Source organism: Cupriavidus alkaliphilus, assembly GCF_900094595.1.
GTDB lineage: Bacteria > Pseudomonadota > Gammaproteobacteria > Burkholderiales > Burkholderiaceae > Cupriavidus > Cupriavidus alkaliphilus.
The window spans coordinates 474,305-494,048 of sequence record NZ_FMAD01000003.1; the positions used below are offsets into that span (position 1 = coordinate 474,305).

At 64.7% G+C, this 19,744-nt stretch carries 17 protein-coding genes and 1 tRNA gene; 9 read left to right on the forward strand and 9 right to left on the reverse strand.

The features are described from left to right. Window positions 1-15: 15 nt before the first annotated feature. Window positions 16-1,212, forward strand: coding sequence for a glycosyltransferase family protein (locus GA0116996_RS27945; RefSeq protein WP_141693722.1), 1,197 nt, complete (start codon window positions 16-18; stop codon window positions 1,210-1,212). A gap of 240 nt (window positions 1,213-1,452) precedes the next feature. On the opposite strand, the gene GA0116996_RS08820 is transcribed toward GA0116996_RS27945, so the two are convergent. The 6 genes from GA0116996_RS08820 to acs all read right to left on the reverse strand — a co-directional run bounded on the left by GA0116996_RS08820 (window position 1,453) and on the right by acs (window position 8,684). Next, the gene (locus GA0116996_RS08820; protein WP_092309522.1) at window positions 1,453-2,883 is read right to left on the reverse strand and encodes a hypothetical protein; all 1,431 of its coding nucleotides are present in this window, start codon (window positions 2,881-2,883) and stop codon (window positions 1,453-1,455) included. Between the two features lie 12 nt (window positions 2,884-2,895). Next, on the reverse strand, window positions 2,896-3,255 hold the full coding sequence (locus GA0116996_RS08825; protein WP_167355484.1) for a GtrA family protein: 360 nt from the start codon (window positions 3,253-3,255) through the stop codon (window positions 2,896-2,898). Further along, complete coding sequence (locus GA0116996_RS08830; RefSeq protein WP_092309528.1) at window positions 3,236-4,207, reverse strand: glycosyltransferase family 2 protein; 972 nt, start codon at window positions 4,205-4,207, stop codon at window positions 3,236-3,238. The genes GA0116996_RS08825 and GA0116996_RS08830 overlap by 20 nt, the downstream gene beginning before the upstream one ends. Before the next feature lie 182 nt (window positions 4,208-4,389). Beyond that, window positions 4,390-4,480: transfer RNA gene (locus GA0116996_RS08835), tRNA-Ser, on the reverse strand. Window positions 4,481-4,541: 61 nt separating this feature from the next. Further along, window positions 4,542-6,593 carry a VC_2705 family sodium/solute symporter gene (locus GA0116996_RS08840; RefSeq protein WP_092309531.1) on the reverse strand — a complete coding sequence of 684 codons (2,052 nt, stop codon included), beginning with the start codon at window positions 6,591-6,593 and terminating at the stop codon, window positions 4,542-4,544. A gap of 108 nt (window positions 6,594-6,701) precedes the next feature. Next, window positions 6,702-8,684: an acetate--CoA ligase gene (acs, locus tag GA0116996_RS08845; protein WP_092309534.1), complete on the reverse strand. Its 1,983-nt coding sequence runs from the start codon at window positions 8,682-8,684 to the stop codon at window positions 6,702-6,704. Between the two features lie 310 nt (window positions 8,685-8,994). On the opposite strand from acs, the gene GA0116996_RS08850 reads away from it, so the two are divergent. The 4 genes from GA0116996_RS08850 to murI all read left to right on the forward strand — a co-directional run bounded on the left by GA0116996_RS08850 (window position 8,995) and on the right by murI (window position 13,239). After that, window positions 8,995-9,954: a DMT family transporter gene (locus GA0116996_RS08850; protein WP_092309537.1), complete on the forward strand. Its 960-nt coding sequence runs from the start codon at window positions 8,995-8,997 to the stop codon at window positions 9,952-9,954. A gap of 103 nt (window positions 9,955-10,057) precedes the next feature. Then, the gene (locus GA0116996_RS08855) at window positions 10,058-10,606 is read left to right on the forward strand and encodes a TIGR00645 family protein (RefSeq protein WP_092309540.1); all 549 of its coding nucleotides are present in this window, start codon (window positions 10,058-10,060) and stop codon (window positions 10,604-10,606) included. Window positions 10,607-10,806: 200 nt separating this feature from the next. After that, window positions 10,807-12,330 (forward strand): fumarate hydratase, encoded by a 1,524-nt coding sequence (locus tag GA0116996_RS08860; protein WP_092309543.1) that lies wholly within the window; start codon window positions 10,807-10,809, stop codon window positions 12,328-12,330. 99 nt (window positions 12,331-12,429) lie between these two features. Continuing rightward, window positions 12,430-13,239 carry a glutamate racemase gene (murI, locus tag GA0116996_RS08865; protein ID WP_092309546.1) on the forward strand — a complete coding sequence of 270 codons (810 nt, stop codon included), beginning with the start codon at window positions 12,430-12,432 and terminating at the stop codon, window positions 13,237-13,239. Window positions 13,240-13,252: 13 nt separating this feature from the next. Here the strand turns inward: murI and GA0116996_RS08870 are convergent, their stop codons facing one another. Further along, window positions 13,253-15,553 carry an AAA family ATPase gene (locus GA0116996_RS08870; RefSeq protein ID WP_092309811.1) on the reverse strand — a complete coding sequence of 767 codons (2,301 nt, stop codon included), beginning with the start codon at window positions 15,551-15,553 and terminating at the stop codon, window positions 13,253-13,255. Between the two features lie 487 nt (window positions 15,554-16,040). On the opposite strand from GA0116996_RS08870, the gene GA0116996_RS08875 reads away from it, so the two are divergent. The 4 genes from GA0116996_RS08875 (at window position 16,041) to GA0116996_RS08890 (ending at window position 18,508) form a co-directional block, all read left to right on the forward strand. Further along, window positions 16,041-16,697, forward strand: a complete 657-nt coding sequence (locus tag GA0116996_RS08875) for an energy transducer TonB (RefSeq protein ID WP_092309549.1) — start codon at window positions 16,041-16,043, stop codon at window positions 16,695-16,697. Between the two features lie 63 nt (window positions 16,698-16,760). Beyond that, window positions 16,761-17,489 (forward strand): MotA/TolQ/ExbB proton channel family protein, encoded by a 729-nt coding sequence (locus GA0116996_RS08880; RefSeq protein WP_012353288.1) that lies wholly within the window; start codon window positions 16,761-16,763, stop codon window positions 17,487-17,489. Between the two features lie 21 nt (window positions 17,490-17,510). Continuing rightward, the gene (locus GA0116996_RS08885; protein WP_092309552.1) at window positions 17,511-17,924 is read left to right on the forward strand and encodes an ExbD/TolR family protein; all 414 of its coding nucleotides are present in this window, start codon (window positions 17,511-17,513) and stop codon (window positions 17,922-17,924) included. Window positions 17,925-18,178: 254 nt separating this feature from the next. Beyond that, complete coding sequence (locus tag GA0116996_RS08890; RefSeq protein WP_092309814.1) at window positions 18,179-18,508, forward strand: hemin uptake protein HemP; 330 nt, start codon at window positions 18,179-18,181, stop codon at window positions 18,506-18,508. Between the two features lie 270 nt (window positions 18,509-18,778). On the opposite strand, the gene GA0116996_RS08895 is transcribed toward GA0116996_RS08890, so the two are convergent. Beyond that, window positions 18,779-19,186: a heme-binding protein gene (locus GA0116996_RS08895; RefSeq protein WP_062800826.1), complete on the reverse strand. Its 408-nt coding sequence runs from the start codon at window positions 19,184-19,186 to the stop codon at window positions 18,779-18,781. 160 nt (window positions 19,187-19,346) lie between these two features. Beyond that, the gene (locus GA0116996_RS08900; RefSeq protein WP_092309555.1) at window positions 19,347-19,604 is read right to left on the reverse strand and encodes a hypothetical protein; all 258 of its coding nucleotides are present in this window, start codon (window positions 19,602-19,604) and stop codon (window positions 19,347-19,349) included. Between the last annotated feature and the right edge of the window lie 140 nt (window positions 19,605-19,744).

A 19,744-nucleotide genomic window follows, 5' to 3' on the forward strand; every position in this document is an offset into this window, starting at 1 on the left:
AAAAGATCATAAATAATGAAGCCGGCAGAATTCAAAGACTACGTGGCCATACTCGCCAACAATGCGGCTGACCGACATCAGCACAATCTCGTATTCACCAATGAACTAGCCGCATCCTTTGCCAAATACGGTATCGGCACAATCCCCATTGACTATATTGCTCATCCGCGCCAAGTGACAGAAGCAGCGCAAGACCCTCATTGTATATTCTTCGTGTGCTATAACGGTTTCGGCTCGGAGCTTCTTCTCAATGCTGGGCCCGGCGATTTGCGCTCCTTGTTTACCTGCTACAAAAAACAGCTCTTCGATTTGATGCACGATTGCCCAGCCCACGAGTCAATGTCCCACCAAGTCGCCTCTACTGGCGACTACAGGACGTTGCTTATCACTGACTATGGATATGCCAATGTCGCCAAGATGTTGGGAATTCGGCGCGTTTATTTTTCGCCTAGCATAACTTTTCCGCATGCCTCGCCGGATTACATCGAGCCCGTGCATTCAAGGGAGATCGATATTCTCCTGCCCATGGGACTTGCCAGTCCGGAGCTGGTACTCGATCGATATGGGAAGCCACGCAACCACAGACAACGGCTCTTTAGGGAAATTTTTCATGCGGTAACAGAAAAGGCAGTGGATCGACTTGATTGTGACCCGCTGCTCGAGATCTTCCGGGCCCTGTCCGACATGCGCGTGGCAACTACCGTTGACGACCCAGATACTCTCTTTCTCATCACAACAACGCTAGATTTTGTCAAGTTTTCAAGACGTCACAACCTGATCCACGCAATTCGGCACTTACCCGTAACAGTTATCTCCGATCGGAAAATTGACCTCCCTACTGGGGATGGCAGACTTCAGTTCATTGAGGAAAGGACATTTCCGCGACTCATAGAAACCATGGCACATTCCAAGAGTGTAATTTGCCCCCTGCCTCACTATAGCGGTTTTCACGAGCGCGCTCTGGCTGCGTTTACCACCGGAGCCGCGGTCATCGCGGCCCCAAACGAAATACTCGAGACTAATTTTGCTATCAATGAAGAGATGTTTCTATACCGCAGCCTGGAGGATCTGACATATTTTCTGGAGAATTCATTAGCAGGTCAGCACGATCTGCATAGCGTTGCGGAAAATGGCAGAAGAAAAGCAATCGACTATTACCACCCCTCACGCTTGACCAAATTGATGCTCTCTTTGCACGCGTCCATACAATAGGATCAAGAAAGCTCTTGCGTCCGCATCACCGGAGTAGACTCCAGCGACGCCTCTTGCTGGCTGCCGGTGGACGATGGGGCACGAATACGGACGAGCAGCAGAAGAGGTCCCCATGCTATCTCCGTCGAAACAGAAACAAAAAATGCCAGCCACACGGACGGCTTCGGATCACATCACAATGGTCCTGCAGAGAAGGGAGAGCGGCAGTTTTCTGCTGGCGTCGCCGGGAGCATGCGCAAATCAGAAGCACACGTCTAGCACACCATCCCCCGCGGTCACGCTGAGCCTCGGTGCACCAACATCCGCGCACTGCGCCGGTCCGGCATATTTGAGATCGACGCCGGTCACGTGCTTCAGGTACGGGCTCACACTCCACGGCACCGTCATGAGCGGAAACCCGAACTCGAAGCGCAGGCCATCAACCCCGGCATAGTTTGCCGCCTGGACGCGGCTCCAGTTCGCGGTAAGCCGGAAGCTGCCGACCGGGAGGTCCGCCTTAACCGAATCCGCAATCGCCCGGGCCAGCGCGGCGTCTCGCTCGCGCAACTCGTAAGCTTCTGTCAGCAACAGAGTGCCGGCCACGGCGTAGAGCGCAACCACCGCAGCCAGCCCTATGCCGCGCGTGCGCTGGACCAGTGCCGATGTGGCCCGGCCATAGACGAAGGCGAGCAGCAGTCCCGGCACCAAGGCCACATAGAACGAGCTGCGCAGCACCGGCCAGTAGTCCACGCCGACGAGGTTTAGCGGATCCTGAAGCAGCAGCACCAGGCAGCCAGCGAGGATGATGCACAGCACGCCGCGACGGCCGGCACGCACGGCCAGCGCGACATAGCCGAGCAGGCCGAGCACCAGTCCGGCGCCGACGTGGGCCCACTGGTACATCTCGCCCGGCGTCTGGAACAGGGCCAGCAGCGCGCGCGCATGCTCGTCCAGCCGGCGCGCCACCGCAGCGCTGTCACGATAGTCGAGGAACTTGCGCACCATCTCGACGCCAAAGTGGCGCTCGACGAAGCCCTTGACGACCATGTACAGGACCAGGCCGGCAAAAACGATTATGGCATCTCCCACCAGCCGCTTGCCGGTCTCGCGCACCGACATGCCGCCAGCGGCCTCGAACATGGCCTTCAGCACCGCCAGCACCACGATCATCACGGCTGCGGCCTGGTAGGTGGCGAACAAGCAAACGACTGCTGCGACCTGCAGCAGCGCGCGCGGCCAACCTTCGCGCATGTCCTCCAGCGCCAGATACAGGTAGCCGAAGACGAAGACCAGCAGCGCGTGGTGCGGCACCTCCCGGAACGACAGCACATCGAACATGGCCCCGCTGAACAGGAATGTAAAGGCGAAGACCGAAAACAGCGCCAGGGACGGCTCCAGGCCCAGGTACCGCAAATACAGTCGGCGCAGGAACAGCGCCACCATAGGCGCGGTCATGGCCACGTAGACGGGGTAGGTCTCGAACGGATCGAGCTTGACCAGCGAGGCCAGGTAGGCGCCGAGCCCGCTGACAAAGCGCCCCACGATCAACTCGTTGCCGATCAGCGAAAGGAAACGGTTGGGCGCCCCCAGGATCGCGAAGTAGTCCGGCGAATACAGCGGATACAGCAGGCACACCACCGCGAGGTAGACCCCTATTGCGACGGCGAGGAACGCGCGGCCTGATTTTTCCATTCTGCCTCCGCCCTATCGTCGATATGTCCAAAAATTGTGCAGCAGGAAGCTGCACGCCGGCACAGCGACGAGCACCGCCCCGGTAGAGAGCCAGAACCTTCCCGCGCCTAGCAAAGTCGGTAGGCCCGTCGAGATGAGCAGGCCCGCCAGCGACACCAGCATGAAACGCATGAACTGCTGCGGGCTCATTGAGCTGGAGAAGCTCCATAGGGTGTGCAGCACGTACGAAAAGACGTTAGCCACAACGAAGGCGATGCCATTCGCAACATCCGCACGCGGCGTCAGGAAGGAAAAGACCATCCACGCCACGGAGAAATGCACTGCGGTTGCGATGCCGCCGGAGATGCCGAATCTAACGAGTTTCTTCAGCATCCCGACGCTTTCCATACCGGCGCTGCACCAGATAAACCGGGCGTCCCTTCGATTCCATATAGATCCGGCCGATGTATTCTCCGACAATGCCGACGCTGATAAGCTGTACGCCGCCGAGGAACAGAACGACGGCGATCAGAGAGCTGTAGCCGGGCCAGTCGATGCCATGGACCAGGGTGCGGATCACGACGGCCGCAGCGTAGATGAAGGCCAGCAGAGAGACCACGATGCCAGCGTAGGTGGTGAGCCGCAACGGTGCAGTGCTGAAGCTGGTTATGCCTTCAATAGCGAAGTTGATCAGCTTGAGCCCGGAGAACTTGGTGTTGCCGGCCACGCGGCGGTCGCGGACATATTCGATTGTCGTCGACCGGAATCCGACCCAGGCGAACAGGCCTTTCATGAAACGTCGACGCTCCGGAAGCAGCTTCAGAGCGTCGACCACCATGCGATCCATCAGGCGGTAGTCGCCGACATTTTCGGGGATGGGCGTGTCGGAGAGGCGGTTGTGCACACGATAAAACAGCTCCGCGGTGCGGCGCTTAAGGTAGCCATCTGAGGAACGGTCGGCACGCTTGGCCAGCACCACGTCGAAGCCGGCGCGCCACTGCTCCAGCATCACCCCGATCAGTTCCGGCGGGTCTTGCAGGTCAGAATCAATTGGGATGATGACATCGCCGGTGGCTTCGTCGATGCCTGCTGTCAGCGCCGCTTCCTTGCCGAAATTACGGGACAGGTCGACGACCACGACGTGCGGGTCGCGCCGGCTCGTTTCTACCAGTTGGGTTAGGGTGTCGTCCTTACTGCCATCGTTGACGCAGACGATCTCGTAGTCTGTACAGCCAAGCTCGTCGAGGACCGTAGTGACCTTGGCGAAGAAATGCCGGATGGCGTCGGACTCGTTGTAGAACGGGGCGACTATTGAAACCCTTGGGTGCGGCTGGCGGGCTAGCATTTTTGTTCTATGGCGCACATTGATGCGCGCATGTTACAACAATGTCAGCCGGCCGATCTCAGCGTCCGTTACGGAACGCGACTGGTCGAGAACTTCGCAGAACCGAAGTCGCTACTCCCTCGAATTTCTCGAGGGATCTAACGGAAAATGATCAAGACCCTGATATGCCGAGGGGGAATCCGTGGCGGAGAGAGGGGGATTCGAACCCCCGATGGGCTATTAACCCATACACGCTTTCCAGGCGTGCGACTTAAACCACTCATCCATCTCTCCGGGAAGTCCGAGATTATAGCAGAGTTGCAAGGCGAATCCAGTACCTCGTGACCGCCCTACCCTACCCCTTGCGCAGGTAGGTCACCAGCCTGTCGATCACCGGCGCGTTGCGCGGCGTCAGCAGGCTGACCACGATCGCGACCGCGAAGCCGGCCGGGACCCCGAAGGCGCCGGAGGCGATGGGGTCGACGCCGAACCAGCGGTTGCCGAAGATGCCGGTCATGCGCGTGAAGAAGGGATAGTTGACGAAGATGTAGTACACCGCCACGCCGAGCCCGGCGACCATGCCCGCGACGGCGCCGGCGGCGGTGGTGCGGCGCCAGAAGATGCCGAGGATCAGGACCGGGAAGAAGCTGGAGGCCGCCAGCGAGAAGGCGGCGCCGACCAGGAAGAGGATATTGCCGGGCCGCAGCGATGTGACGTACGAGGCGAAAAGTGCTACGGCCAGCAGCACGATCTTCGCGGTGGTGACGCGCCGCTGGTGGCTCGCCTGGCGGTCGACCATGTGATAGAAGACGTCGTGCGAGAGCGCGTTGGCGATGGTCAGCAGCAGGCCGTCCGCGGTGGACAGTGCGGCGGCCAGTGCCCCGGCGGCGATCAGTCCGGATATGACGTACGGCAGGCCGGCGATTTCGGGGGCGGCCAGCACGATCATGTCGGGCTGCAGCAGGATCTCGGCCCACTGCACGATGCCGTCGCCGTTGACGTCGCGCATGCCGAACACCGGTGGATCGACCTTGCGCCATTGCACCACCCACTGCGGCAGGTCGGCGTACGAGGTGCCGACCAGGTGCTCGAAGAACTCGTATTTCACCAGCGCCGCGAGCGTGGGTGCCGAGACATAGAGCAAGGCGATGCAGAACACCGCCCAGGCCACGGAATTGCGCGTTTCCCTGACCGAGGGCGTGGTATAGAGCCGCGTCAGGATATGCGGCAGGCTGGCGGTGCCCACCATCAGGCAGAACACCAGCAGGACAAAATTCAGGCGCTTGGTCCTGCGCTCCTGCTCCGATGCCGCGGGATAGGGTTCGGTGGACGACATCGAATGGCGGCTGCGGGCCAGCGCCTCTTCGCGTTGCTGGTGCCATTGCTGCTGCGCGGCGGCGGCGTCGCGCGGGAATTCCAGCCGTTCGCGCTCCAGCGCCTTGATCTCGCGCAGCGGCGCATTGCGGGCACGCAGGTCTTGCAGCCGCGCGTCCAGCGCGTCGCGCTCCTGCGCGAAGGACTCGGGCAGTCGGGCGATGCGCTCCTGCAGCAGGATGGCCTGCTGCCGGTAGTAGTCGCGCACCGCCTGCTCCGCCGGTTCGCGCTCCAGTTGCTGTTCACGGGCATCCAGCTGCGTCAGCAGTGAACCATAGCTCAGTTGCGGCAGCGGCTCCTGGTGATGTTTCCACGCGATCATCGAGACCGTGACCAGGAATGCCACGATCATCATGATGTACTGCGCCACCTGCGTCCACGTGACCGCGCGCATGCCGCCCAGGAACGAACACACCAGGATGCCGGCCAGCCCGAAGAAGATGCCGACGGCAAATTCGACGCCGATAAAGCGCGTCACCACCAGCCCCACGCCCTGGATCTGCGCCACCAGGTAGACAAACGAGCAAAGCGAGGCGGCCAGCACCGCGATCGCGCGCACCGGCAGGTTGCCGCCGGGCTTGCCGTTGCCGTAGCGCGCGGCGAGGAAGTCTGGGATGGTGTAGCCGCCGTACTTGCGCAGGTATGGCGCCAGCAGGAAGGCCACCAGGCAATAGCCGCCGGTCCACCCCATCACATAGGCCAGCCCTTCGTAGCCGGAAGAAAACAGGATGCCGGCCAGGCCGATGAACGACGCCGCGCTCATCCAGTCGGCGGCAATCGCCATGCCGTTGAACATCGCCGGCACGCGCCGCGACGCGACGTAATACTCGTTGAGGTCCGAGGTGCGGCAGATCAGCCCGATGCAGGCATAGATCGCGATGGTGATGAACAGGAAGACGTAACCCAGCCACAGCGCATCGGCATTGGAGCGCTCCAGCAATCCCATCATGCCGACGAAGCCGAACAGCCCCAGGGTGAACAGGCCGTAGTAGAGCAGCAACCGTCGGCGAAAGCGCGACTGGGCTTCGGGCATGAGGGGACAGTCCGTGTCGGTGGGAAGCTATCGTAACAAACCCGCCGGCGCGCGGGTGCGCGGCGGCGGGTTCAGGTTGTGGCTCCGGCTTGCCGGATACCCGGCGGATTACTGCGCCTGCTTGAGCTGCTCGAGGATGGCCGGGTTCTCCAGCGTCGAGGTGTCCTGCGTAATCTCCTCGCCCTTGGCCAGAGACCGCAGCAGGCGGCGCATGATCTTGCCCGAGCGGGTCTTGGGCAGGTTGTCGCCAAAGCGGATGTCCTTGGGCTTGGCGATGGGGCCGATCTCCTTGCCGACCCAGTTACGCAGTTCAGTGGCGATCTTCACGGCCTCGTCGCCGCTCGGACGCGAGCGCTTGAGCACGACAAAGGCGCAGATCGCTTCGCCGGTCATGTCGTCCGGGCGGCCCACCACCGCGGCTTCGGCCACCAGCGGGTTGGCCACCAGCGCCGACTCGATCTCCATCGTGCCCATGCGGTGGCCCGACACGTTCAGCACGTCGTCGATGCGGCCCATGATGGTGAAGTAGCCGGTGTCCTTGTCACGGATCGAGCCATCGCCGGCCAGGTAGAGCTTGCCGCCGAGTTCCTCGGGGAAATAGCTCTTCTTGAAGCGCTCCGGATCGCCCCAGATGGTGCGGATCATCGCCGGCCAGGGGCGCTTGACCACCAGGATGCCGCCGCTGCCGTTGGGCACGTCATGGCCGGTCTCGTCGACGATGGCGGCCATGATGCCCGGCAGCGGCAGCGTGCACGAGCCCGGCACCAGCGGCGTCGCGCCCGGCAGCGGCGTGATCATGTGGCCGCCGGTCTCGGTCTGCCAGAAGGTGTCGACGATCGGGCAGCGCTCGTTGCCGATGTTCTTGTAGTACCACATCCACGCTTCGGGGTTGATCGGCTCGCCGACGGTGCCGAGCAGGCGCAGGCTCGACAGGTCGTACTGCTTCGGGTGGATCTTCTCGTCGGCCTCGGCGGCCTTGATCAGCGAACGGATCGCGGTCGGCGCGGTGTAGAAGATGCTGACCTTGTGGCGCGCGATCATGTCCCAGAAGCGGCCGGCGTTCGGGTAGGTCGGCACGCCCTCGAACACCACCTGGGTGGCGCCGGCGGCCAGCGGGCCGTAGGCGATGTAGGTGTGGCCGGTGACCCAGCCGATGTCGGCGGTACACCAGAACAGGTCGTCGGGCTTGATGTCGAAGGTCCACTTCATCGTCATCAGCGCCCACAGCAGGTAGCCGCCGGTGCTGTGCTGCACGCCCTTGGGCTTGCCGGTGGAGCCCGAGGTGTAGAGCACGAACAGCGGGTGCTCGGCGCCGACGGGCTCAGCCTCGCAGGTATCGGGCTGGTTGGCGCAGACGTCGTCGAGCCAGCGGTCGCGGCCCTCGGTCCAGCCGACATTGCCGCCGGTGCGGCGGTAGACGATCACGTTCTTCACGGCCTCGCAGCCGCCCAGCGCCAGCGCGTCATCGGCGATGGCCTTCAGCGGCAGCGCCTTGCCGCCACGCATCTGCTCGTCGGCGGTGATCAGCGCCACCGCGCCCACGTCGACCAGCCGCTCCTGCAGCGACTTGGCGGAGAAGCCGCCGAACACCACCGAATGCGTGGCGCCCAGGCGCGCGCAGGCCTGCATCGCGGCCACGCCTTCGACCGACATCGGCATGTAGATCACGACGCGGTCGCCCTTCTTGATGCCAAGCGTCTTCAGCCCGTTGGCCAGGCGGCACACCTTGGCGTGCAGCTCGCGGTAAGTGATGCGCGTCACCGTGCCGTCGTCGGCCTCGAACACGATCGCGACCTTGTCGGCGTTGCCGTTCTGCAGGTTGCGGTCCAGGCAGTTGTACGAGGCGTTGATCTGTCCGTCCTCGAACCACTTGTAGAACGGCGCGTTGCTCTCGTCCAGCACCTTGGTGAAGGGCTTGTGCCAGTGCAGCAGCTCGCGGGCGTGGCGGGCCCAGAAGCCCTCGTAGTCGCGTTCGGCTTCGTCGCACAGGGCTCGGTAGGCATCCATGCTGGGGATGGCTGCCTGGCTGGCAAACGCCTCGGGCGGGTTGAACACGCGATGCTCCTGCATCACCGATTCGATGGCGGACATGGACTGGTCTCCTGATTTTGGACTGGCTTTGGCTGCCACGTTACGCCCGACGGCTTACTTAAACCTGACGATAAATTCCGGCGACCGGCAGGACCAGACACTGCAACTTGTTGCAATGCAGCGGGAAGAATCGGGGGGCGCGCCGCGAAAGTGCAGCCTTCTCCATTAGGCTAGCACAGCTATAATGCCGCGAGCCTGATACCTGAATGCGACGCCGGCCCTTGCCGCGCGGCGCCGCACCGACCAGCACGGACACTTGCCCGTGCACCCCGCCGGCCGGTCGACCGGAAAGTCCCCAAGGCAAGTACCCGTGCCCGCCAACGCTCCTGTCTTCGCTCCCGTCTACGTGCTGTTCCTGGTTGCCTCGATGGCGCTGGTCGGCAGCAACGTCGGACTCGGCAAGTCGATCATCGCGCATGTGCCGGTGCTTCTTTTCGCGCTGCTGCGCTTTGTCATCGCAATCGTCTGCCTGGCGCCCTGGTACCGGCCCGCGCGCATGCGCCGGGTCTCGCGCGGGGAATGGCTGAACCTGTTCCTGCAGGCGTTCTTCGGCACCTTCTTGTTTACGCTGCTGATGCTCAACGGCGTGCGCTTGACCAGCGCCATGGCCGCGGGCGTGATCACCAGCACCATCCCGGCCACCGTGGCGCTGCTGTCCTGGCTGCTGCTGCGCGAACGGCTGTCGCGGCGCACGGTGGTGTCGGTACTGCTGGCGGTGGCCGGCATCGCCGTGCTCAACATCGCGCGCGGCGACTCCCACGGCGCCGGAGGAAGCAGCCAGGCGTGGCTGGGCAACCTGATGATCATGGGGGCGGTGGTGTGCGAGTCGATCTACGTGATCCTGTCGCGCCGACTGACGCAGACGCTGGCCGCGATCGAGATCTGCGCCTACACGCACCTGATCGGCGGCCTGCTGATGCTGCCGCTGGGACTGGTGCCGCTGCTGAACTTCGACGCCGCCGCGGTGCCGGCGCAGACCTGGCTGATGGTGCTGTGGTACGCGCTGTCGGCCAGCGTATTCTCGTTCTGGCTGTGGATGAAGGGCATCCGCCATGTGCCGGCGCAGCTGGCCGGGGTCTTCACCTCGGTGCTGCCGGTGGCCGCGGCCACTTACGGCATCGTCTTCCTGGGCGAGCAGCCGGGCTGGCCGCACGGCGTGGCGCTGGCGTGCGTGCTGGCGGGGATCGTGCTTGCCAGCTGGCCGGGACGGATCACGCGCGGCGCGTGGCGCGGCAAGGCGGCGGGAGCCGATCCGGGCGCGCGGGCCTGATTGGTCTTGCGGGGCAGCGGTTACCGCTGGTAACACAGCGCTGCCATGGTCGCTTGGTACAATCCACGCCGATTTTCAACTCGCCGACCCCGCCCCCCCCGCCATGGCTTCCAACCCGATTCCCAAGCCGCAGCCCCAGACCCTGCGGCCGATCCCGAGCATCATCTTCGCATCGCGCTGGCTGCAGCTGCCGCTGTACCTGGGCCTGATCGTGGCCCAGGGCGTCTACGTCTACCATTTCCTGATCGAAGTCTGGCATCTGCTCGCCCATGTGACCGAGTTCGACGAGAACAAGATCATGCTGGTGGTGCTGGGGCTGATCGACGTGGTGATGATCTCCAACCTGCTGATCATGGTGATCGTCGGCGGCTACGAGACCTTCGTCTCGCGGCTTGGCATCGACAACCATCCCGACGAGCCCGAATGGCTCGACCACGTCAACGCGGGCGTGCTGAAGGTCAAGCTGTCGATGGCGCTGATCGGAATTTCGTCGATTCACCTGCTCAAGACCTTTATCGACGCCGAGCAGCGCTCGACCCATACCATCATGTGGCAGGTGGCGATCCACCTGGCATTCCTGCTGTCGGCAGTGGCGATGGCATGGGTGGACCGCATGGTCACCCACCCTGCCGGCGCGCACGCCAAGCATTGATGGCGGCCCGCAGGGCCAACCCGCTTGTTTCGCCAACGACCGCGGCCATGTGCCGCGGTTTTTGCTTTTGGGCCGGCGCGGTCGCCGGCGGCGGCGTTTGCCGCACATTACGGGCTGTGGACGGATGTATGCAGACGGGCAGAGCGCCGCCGCTCAGTGTATGATTTCGGGCTGTGTTTCACCGCTGCCCACCCCACAAAATGACAGTCATCAAGCAAGAAGACCTCATCCAGAGCGTCGCCGATTCGCTGCAGTACATCAGCTATTACCACCCGATGGACTACATCACCAGCCTGGGCCGCGCCTACGAGCTGGAGCAGAGCCCGGCGGCCAAGGACGCGATCGCGCAGATCCTGACCAACAGCCGCATGTGCGCGGAAGGCAAGCGCCCGATCTGCCAGGACACCGGCATCGTCACGGTCTTCGTCAAGGTGGGCATGGACGTGCGCTGGGACGGCGCCACCATGGGCCTGACCGACATGATCAACGAGGGCGTGCGCCGCGGTTACACGCACCCCGACAATGTGCTGCGCGCCTCGATCGTCAGCCCGCCCGAAGGCGGCCGCAAGAACACCAAGGACAACACCCCGGCCGTGATCCACTATGAAGTGGTGCCGGGCAACACCGTCGACATCCAGGTCGCGGCCAAGGGCGGCGGCTCGGAGAACAAGTCGAAGTTCGTGATGCTGAACCCGTCCGACTCGATCGTCGACTGGGTGCTGAAGACCGTGCCGACCATGGGCGCCGGCTGGTGCCCGCCCGGCATGCTGGGCATCGGCATCGGCGGCACCGCCGAGAAGGCGATGGTGATGGCCAAGGAATCGCTGATGGAATCCATCGACATCCAGGACATCATCGCGCGTGGCCCGAAGGACTGGGTCGAGGAACTGCGCGTCGAGCTGTACGAGAAGGTCAACGCGCTGGGCATCGGCGCGCAGGGACTGGGCGGCCTGGCGACCGTGCTCGACGTCAAGATCATGGCCTGCCCGACGCACGCCGCGTCCAAGCCGGTGGCGATGATCCCGAACTGCGCCGCCACCCGCCACGTGCACTTCACGCTCGACGGCAGCGGCCCGGCCAAGCTGGAAGCGCCGGACCTGTCGCAATGGCCGAAGGTCGAGTGGGCACCTAACACCGAAACCTCCAAGCGCGTCGACCTGAACACGCTGACGCCGGAAGAAGTCGCCTCGTGGAAGCCGGGCCAGACCCTGCTGCTCAACGGCAAGATGCTGACCGGCCGCGACGCCGCGCACAAGCGCATTGCCGACATGCTGGCCAAGGGCGAGAAGCTGCCGGTGGACTTCAAGAACCGCGTGATCTACTACGTCGGCCCGGTCGATCCGGTGCGCGACGAGGCGGTCGGCCCGGCCGGCCCCACCACCGCCACGCGCATGGACAAGTTCACCGAGATGATGCTGGCCGAGACCGGCCTGATCTCGATGATCGGCAAGGCCGAGCGCGGCCCGGTGGCGATCGAGGCCATCAAGAAGCACAAGTCGGCCTACCTGATGGCCGTGGGCGGCGCCGCCTACCTGGTGGCCAAGGCGATCAAGGAAGCCAAGGTGGTCGGCTTCGAAGACCTGGGCATGGAAGCCATTTACGAGTTCGACGTCAAGGACATGCCGGTGACGGTCGCCGTGGACAGCGAAGGCACCTCGGTGCACAAGACCGGCCCCGCCGAGTGGCAGGCCAAGATCGGCAAGATCCCGGTCGCCGCGCTGTAAGCAGCCACGCTCCGGGACGGTAGAATCTGCCGTCCCGCTCGAAAAGCCGGGTTCCGACCCGGCTTTTTTCTGCACTGTTTCCTGTCATCCTCGCATCCCGTGAACCCCGCACCCATCGGCGTCTTCGATTCCGGCCTCGGCGGCCTGTCGGTGCTGCGCGAGATCCGCGCCCTGCTGCCGCACGAGCCGCTGCTGTACCTTGCCGACTCGAAGTACGCGCCCTACGGCGAAAAGCCCGAACGTTTTGTCGAAGCGCGCACGCTGCAGGCCTGCGAGTGGATGATCGGCCAGGGCTGCAAGGCGCTGGTGATCGCTTGCAACACGGCCACGGGCCATGCCGTGGCGTTGCTGCGCGAGCGGCTGCCGGTGCCGATCATCGGCGTCGAGCCCGGCCTGAAGCCCGCCGCCGCGGCCAGCCGCAGCAAGGTGGTCGGCGTGCTGGCGACCGCCAATACGCTCAAGAGCGCGAAGTTCGCGCGGCTGCTGGCATCGCTGGACGGCGAAAGCCGCTTCCTGTGCCAGGCGGGGCTGGGGCTGGTGACCCTGGTCGAGCAAGGCCAGACCGACGGGCCCGCCGTGCGCGAGCGCCTGGAGGCCTACCTTACGCCGATGCTGGATGCCGGCGCCGATACCCTGGTGCTGGGCTGCACCCACTACCCCTTCCTGGAAGGCGCGATCCGCGCCATCGCCGGCAACCGGCTGGCGCTGGTCGATACCGGCAGCGCGGTCGCGCGCCAGCTGGCGCGCAAGCTCGCCGAGCATGCGCTGGCCGCGCCGCCCGACGTCGCGGGGCGTGATCGCTTTCTTTCGACCAAGGATGCCGCGCATTTGCGCGCGATGGTGGCCGCGCTGCTGCAGTTGCAAGCCGATGCGGAGACCGTGGCGATCGAACCGGCGCCGGCGTTCTGACCGGCGCCTGCCATCAGCGCAGGAAGCCCAGCGGCCGGTGCTCGCGCACCTCGGGCTTGATCGCATGTTCCTGGCGCAACTGCGCCAGGAACTCATCGGGCGTCAGCGCCTCGCCCAGCAGCACGCACTGGCGCTTGACCGTGGCAAAGTCGCCGGGCGTCAGGCAATCCATCGCGTCGAGGTCCGCGCGCATGGCAGCGGTCAGGCCGGCGGAGTCGCCGTCGAGCGCCTCGTCGACAAACATCGCCACGCGTTGCGCCGGCTTGAGCGCCAGGAAGCGGATCTTGAACGAGAAGCGGCGCAGCGCGGCCTCGTCGATGCGGTCGAACAGGTTGGTGGTGCAGATGAAGATGCCGTTGAAGCGTTCCATGCCCTGCAGCATCTCGTTGACCTCGGAGATCTCGTAGTTGCGCACCGCCTGCTGGCGGCTCTGCATGAAGCTGTCGGCCTCGTCCAGCAGCAGCACCGCGCCGTCCTCTTCCGCGCGCGCGAACATCGCGGCGATCTGCTGCTCGGTCTCGCCCACGTACTTGCTCATCAGGTCCGAGGCACGGCGGATCATCAGCGGCAGGTCCAGCTCGGCCGCGATATGCTCGGCCAGCGCGGTCTTGCCGGTGCCGGGCGGGCCATAGAAGCACAGCGTGCCGCGCTGGCGCACGCGCAGCGCGTCGACGATCTTGACCACGTCGTAGCGGGTCTCGAGGTGCAGGTTCTCGAGCCGGTAGTGCGTGACCACCGGGCGCGCCTCGGCCTCGGGGCGCAGGCCCATGGCGCGGTCGGCATGCTCGAGCTGGCGCAGGATCAGCGCCTCCACCGGCTCTTCCACATTAGGCCGCGCCAGCTCGACAAAGCGCGCCGCCGATTGCACCTGCGCCGGCGTCAGTGTCTTGCGCCCGGCCAGCCCCGTGATAAAGGCATCGCTGACATCCAGCCCGCCCAGGTGCTTGCGGATGATGTTCTCGCGCACCAGCGGCGGCGGGATCTTCAGCTCGAGGTGGAACTGGAAGCGGCGCAGGTAGGCCGGGTCGATCTGCCGGATCGAATTGGAGATCCAGATCACCGGCACCGGGTTCTGCTCCAGTGTCTGGTTGACCCAGGCCTTGCCGTTGACCGACGCACGCGCGTCCTCCTGGCCGAACAGGCTCATCAGCTCGCGTGCGCTGCCCGGGAACACGTCTTCGACTTCGTCGAACAGCAGCGCGGTATGGGCGCGCCCGCGCAGGAACGCCTGCGACACCTGCAGCGAGCGGTAGCGGTCCTTGCCCGACAGGCTGTTGCCGTCGCGATCCAGGCAATCGACCTCATACAGCTCGCAGCCCGCCTCGCGCGCCAGCAGCCGCGCGAACTCGGTCTTGCCGGTGCCGGGGGGACCGTAGATCAGCACATTGACACCGCTGGCGTGCTGGCGCGTGGCATTGGCCAGCAGCGCGCGCAGGTAGCGCGCGTCGGTCTCCACATGCGGATAGTCGGCGGTGGTCAGCGTGGGCGGCGCGGCCGGGCGGGTGAAGACCGCCATCATCTCGGCCTCGTTGGCGTAGTTGCCGAGCAGCACGTGCAGCAGCCGGTCCGACAGCCGCATCAGGTCGCCCAGGTCGGTCACGCTGTTTTCCGGCAGCGGCTGCTCGATCAGGTTCAGCGTCTCCAGCCGCGAGCCGGGCCGCAGCGACGCCGCCACGTCGGCCGCGCCGGCGCCGGTCAGGCCGGCCAGGATCTGGAACGCCTCCTGGCTGTGCGCCACCTTGCAGTCGACCATCACCGCGCGCAGGTCGCGCTTGTACTTGGCCAGCGCGGCATACAGCAGCAGCTTGCGCTCATGGTCGGGCAGGTCCAGCACGTGGCTGAGCATGTCGATATTGCGCACCAGCAGCACGCGCTCGCCCTCGAGCCGCTGGGCGATGGCCGCGGCCGACGCGTCGAACACGGCGAACATGTCCTTGGCGTGGTGCTTGACGTACTCGTCAAGGTAATAGAACAGCGCGCTTTCGTCGAAGGCGCTGTTCCACTGGCCGTGGCGGTCGAGGAATTCTTCGGGGGTCAGGCGCGCCGCGCCCTTCCAGGCGGGCATGTCGGCGCAGCGCGCGGCCAGGAAGCGCTGCACGCGCAGCACTACGCCGTACGGCCACACCATCTCCTGCGCGCTGACGGTCAGGACATCGTTGATATTGCTGCGCAGGTTGAAGCGCGGCCCCAGCGCACAGACCACGCGCAGCGCAAACTGCGCGCACATCCAGTCCAGCGCCGAGCTTGACGATGCCCCGGGCATGGAGCGCAGCAGCGTCGATCGGTCATCTTCAGCAAAACGTGTGAAGTCCATGAACGGGTCCCCGAGCGCGCGATGCGCAATGGCGGGCCGCGACAGGCGCACCGCCACGTCTGCAGTGTCTTTCTATGCTAGCGCGCTTTCCTGCCCCGCGGGCGCGCCCGTGCGCGGCCGGCGCCGGCCATGGTGGCCTGGGGCACCGATGCGCGGCGCGGTGCGATGGCGTGCCAGCGCGCATGATTCAAGCGAATTGCCCCCTCCTGATTTGCCGCCGGGACTTGCCGGTATAACGCGCGCAGGCGGAAAATTCCAGTTGCGACGCACAAATCACAACAAATAAGAATCATTATCGTTTATACTCCGCAGCTGACACGCTGCCCCAGAGTGGCGCTCCCACGTCAACCCAGTTGAAGGAGCGTTTATCATGGAATTGCTGCTTAGCCTGCTGGTCGGTTGCGGCATCTCGCTGATCCTGTTCTACCGCAAGTGACGGCGCACGGCCGCCGCGGTGCCGCCGCCGGCAGACTTTTGTTGTTGACACATGTTCGACCAACGCTTCTTAAAGATTACGCTCGCCGTCCTGCTGTTCCACGCCGGCCTGCTTTACCTGATCCAGAGCGGCCTGGCCCGCAAGCTCACCGAGGCCGTGATCGCGCCGGAAATCATTGCGCGCATCATTCCGCTGGAGCCACCCAAGCAGGAGGCCCCGCCGGAGCCACCCAAGCCGAAGCCCAAGCAGGAAACCCCGCCCAAGCAGGTCAAGGTGACCACGCCCAAGCCGACGCCGCCGCAGCCCAAGCCGGCACCGCAGCCGGTCGCCGACCTGCCGCCGACGCCTTCGGCGCCTGAAGCGCCGCCGGCCCCGCCGGCGCCCCCGGCACCGCCCGAGCCCGCGCCGGCACCGGTGTCGGCCGCGCCGCGCGCCGTCGGCATCGGCGAAATCCAGTGCACGCCGCCGCAACCGAAGTATCCTTCCCAGTCACGCCGCATGGGCGAGACCGGCAAGACCGTGGTGCGGCTGACTACCGATGAAAGCGGCAAGGTCGTCAAGACCGCCGTGGTGTCGTCGAGCGGCTCGTCGCGCCTTGACCAGGCCGCGGTCGAAGCCGTGCAGGCCATGCGCTGCAAGCCCTATATGGACAACGGCCGCGCCGTTGCCGTCACGGCACAGCAGCCGATCGGCTTCGAGCTGAACTGACCACCCCCGATTTCCGATCTCTGATCTGACCTAAACCAAGCGAACTCACCAGGAAACCAACACATGCAGGACCTCGGACTCACCCACCTCTGGTCGCAAGGCGACTTCGTCATGCGTGCGACCGCCATCATTCTGCTGATCATGTCGCTCGCCTCATGGATCGTGATCCTGACCAAGGCGTGGGATCTGGTGCGCCTGAAGAAGATGGCGCAAGGCGCGGAAAAGCGCTTCTGGCACTCGGACGATTTCGACCACGCGCTGGAAACCCTGGGCGCCGGCGATTCCAACCCCTTCCGCACGCTGGCCATCGCCGGCAAGGAAGCCGCCCAGCACCACCGCGCCAGCCAGCCGCAGCTGCACGACGTGATGGATATCTCCGACTGGCTGACCCGCTCGCTGAAGAGCTCCATCGATGAATCGGTGGCGCGCATGCAGTCGGGCCTGGCCGTGCTGGCATCGGTGGGCTCGACCGCGCCGTTCGTCGGCCTGTTCGGCACCGTGTGGGGCATCTACCACGCGCTGATCGGCATCGGCGCCTCGGGCGTGCCGACCATCGACAAGGTTGCCGGCCCGGTGGGCGAGGCGCTGATCATGACCGCCTTCGGCCTGGCCGTGGCAATCCCGGCCGTGCTGGGCTATAACGCCCTCACCCGCGGCAACAAGTCGGTGATCTCGAAGCTCAACCGCTTTGCCCACGACCTGCACGCCTACTTCGTCACCGGGGCGCGCGTGCGCCCCACCGGTGCCCGCGCCGAGGACGGCACCGTGCGCCTGGCCACGGCACAGCGCTAAACCGCTAGCAAGGAAGTCATCATGGCATTCGGCACTCTCGAAGGGGACGACGACGAGGTGATGAGCGAAATCAACATGACGCCGCTGGTCGACGTCATGCTGGTGCTGCTGATCATCTTCATCATCACCATCCCCGTGATCAACCACGCGGTGAAGATTGACCTGCCGCGCGCCACCAACTCGCCGAACGACCCCAAGCCCCAGAACATCAACGTGTCCATTGATGCAAGCGGCAAGGTCTTCTGGAACCAGGTGGAAGTGGATCAGACCACGCTGGAAAGCAATATTGCGCTGGCCGCGCAGCAGCAGCCGCAGCCTGAGCTGCATCTGCGCGCCGACCGCGAGGTGCGCTACGAGCGCGTGGCCGAGGTCATGGCCGCCGCGCAACATGGCGGCCTGGGCAAGATCGGCTTCATCACCGAACCTAAACAGTAAACCGGCGCCTGCGGGCGCTCCGGGAACGACAAAGGGCACCTTCGGGTGCCCTTTTTGCCATGGTGCCGCCGGCTTGCACATGCGTGCCTGCTTGCGCGGCGGCGCCGGCCATAGTCGGTGCCTGAATCTTAGCGAGAGACTATTGTAATGATAACAATTCTCATTTAATATCTTTCCATTGACTGCGCCAGGCGCGGCATCGCCGCCCCGGATTGCACTTCCCTTACTCTCCTATCGCAGAACGGAGCCAGATGATGAGCACACTTTCCCTGCCGCTGTCGCAACCCCGTGAAGTCACTCGCCGCCGCCTGTCGCTGCGCCGCGTGGACGTGGCCGCGCAGCCGCGCCGAGACGCCGGCGCGAAGACCGCCCCGTCGGCGATCGCCTCGGTCAAGTCTGCCGTAGCCGCCCTGCCCGCGCGCCTGGAAGCGCTGGTGCGCGACAGCCTGAGCTCGGCACCCACCGGCGAGCCGGTGGCGCTGGAAGCCATCATGCGCGGCGCCAACACGCTGCCGATCCTGCACAACGGCGAGGTCTATACGCTGCGCGTGACGCGCTATGGGAAGCTGATCCTGACCAAATGATGCAGCCCCGCGGCGATTCCGCAGGGAGACAACCAAGGGGAAGCCATTCGAAACCCGCGCCAGGCGCGGACGCCACGAACGTGGCAGCAAAGACTTTTGTGGGGACCACCTCGGAACGAGGTGTTGGGCAGTAGCCAGGTATGCGTGCCGCAGGCGGGAGTCAGACCCCACGCCAGGCCGGCCGTACCCAGCCATGCCCTCTTTTATGCCGCCCCGCAGGCCGTGCCTGCGGGGCTTTTTCATGCGCCGGCGCCAGCGCCGGCGCGTGCCTTACAGGCCCAGCGCGGCGATGCCGGCACGCGCGACCTGCGCGTCCTCGGTCGACTTCACGCCCGACACGCCGACGGCGCCCACCACCTGCTCGTTGCAGACGATGGGCACGCCGCCCTCCAGCATGCCCTGCAGCACCGGCGCCGTCATGAACGAGTAGCGGCCGTTGTTGATCATGTCTTCGTAGACCTTCGACTCACGGCGGCCCAGCGCCGAGGTACGGGCCTTTTCCCCGGCGATATAAGCCGAGATCGGCGCGGCGCCGTCCAGGCGCTGCATGGCCAGCATATGGCCGCCGTCGTCGACCACGACGATCGACACGGCCCAGTGATGGTTCTTTGCCTCGGTTTCCGCTGCGGCCATGATCTTCTTCACGTCGTCTGCCGTCAGAACCGTCTTTTGCTGCATGCCACTCTCCTGATCATTGATTTGGATAGAGGCCGAAGTATAGCGCCGCACCTGCGCCACCGTCATGGCAGCCGGCCCGCCGTGCCCTGCTCACCATGCGCACCACGGCAAAATGGCCCGCGAGCGGGCCATTCGTCATGCGATGACTGCAGCGGTGCGGTCAGGCGCCGTCGGTGAACGGATCGGGCTTGCCCAGGCGGGCGCCGTCGGTGTAAGGGTCGGTCTTGCCGACACGCGCGCCGTCGGTGAACGGGTCCGGCTTGCCGACCTTGGCGCCATCGGTGTACGGGTCGACTGCGCCGACCTTGGCGCCGTCGAGATACGGGTCGACCTTGCCGACCGCGGCGAACGATGCGGTGGACGCAGTGCCCAGGAGCGCCAGCGCGGCGGCGGTAATCACGGCTTGTTTGATCTTCATGAGATTCCCCTTGCTTCTTGGTTGGTCACGGCATCGCACGCCAGATGAATCAGCGTCATCGCGATGTCACACAAGTAGTTTAGGGAAAACCCTTATCTTGATGCAGGTGATGCTTTGAGCAGTCTGTTCAAATATTTTGA